Below are 1,223 nucleotides of genomic sequence, written 5' to 3' on the forward strand. Positions count from 1 at the left end.
CACGGCTAGCGCATTTTAATCCCAGACTCTAGCAGGGTTGAGCGGTAATCATCGTCTAGCCCTGCCATTTTCTTTTTCCTCGCCATACTTGCTGACTTAGATGCATCTTGTTTAAAAAGCGCCATGGCTATCTTTCGCATTACATTAAACATTAATGGCCCTTGAAGTTTGCGTATTCTCGATTCATCTTCTCTGAAGTTCATATCAAGCATCCAATGCATGCTTTCAACCTGCCAGTGACTGCGTACTGCATTGAGTGCTTGCGCTGCATTTAAGTCTAATGAACTTATATACCAGCGTGTTTCAGTGGTATCCGACCCTGCCGACTTATCATGAACTTCAGCCCTGACCTTAATAATACTCGTTAAGCCAGGCCAACGATAATCCTTGCCTAGCCAGCTTTTATCTATAAGTAACTGCTGGCATGTACGTGTTTCAACACGCCCATGTCCTGAGCTTATTTCGGTATGTTCATCACAATTATGCTTAGTTAACCTTTCACGCTCGCACTTGTGCCACCACGCTTCTAGTTCCTTTTGCATGCCTGAATGATTACCTTTAAGTGCAAGAATATAATCTGCTTTTTGTTGGATGATTTGTTTTGCTATTTCTTGTTGGCATCCCATCGCATCTAACGTAATGATACTGTTTTCAATATCGAGCAGGGTGAGTAATTCTGGTATTGCGGTGATTTCATTTGTTTTATTATCAACAGCCGTCTGCCCAAGCACTAACTGGTGTTGGCAACTCCATGCACTGACCGTGTGTAAGGCACTTTTTCTGTCTTTTGTGGTAAATGAACGCCGTGCGGTTTTGCCATCGATAGCGATGATATCTGCACCTGTAGTTTCAATCAGTGATGATATCCAAGATTGAAATGCCCTTTCTATTTCATTTGCTTTTAACCGACACATGACGCGAGCAATCGTGTCATGTTTTGGAATTCCTGCGTTGAACGTGCCGTATTTTTTTAACCAATCAAGCTTTAGGTGCCCAAAGTCTTCAATATCTTCCCATCCTTCTGCACCAGAGAGTACAGCGCTAATAGCAAGGAGAAGAATATCGATAAGTTCATGCTTTTTACAACGTTCAATGCGAGGATCTGTAATTGAATTAAAATGTTTCAGAAAAGTAGTGCTCATATTTATGCGACCAAGTAATTATTATGCCTTGATCTGATCACTACTTGCTCTATAAGTTCAATTTATAATGATCTTGCCGTG

The 1,223-nt window shown here is 41.4% G+C and carries 1 protein-coding gene; it reads right to left on the reverse strand.

Annotated features, from left to right (window positions below; all coding sequences use genetic code 11):
* Positions 1-5: 5 nt before the first annotated feature.
* Complete coding sequence (locus tag P20439_RS11525) at positions 6-1,142, reverse strand: ISAs1 family transposase (protein ID WP_008466968.1); 1,137 nt, start codon at positions 1,140-1,142, stop codon at positions 6-8.
* Between the last annotated feature and the right edge of the window lie 81 nt (positions 1,143-1,223).

The sequence above is a fragment of the Pseudoalteromonas sp. BSi20439 genome (assembly GCF_000241165.1).
In the GTDB taxonomy this organism is placed as follows: Bacteria; Pseudomonadota; Gammaproteobacteria; order Enterobacterales; family Alteromonadaceae; genus Pseudoalteromonas.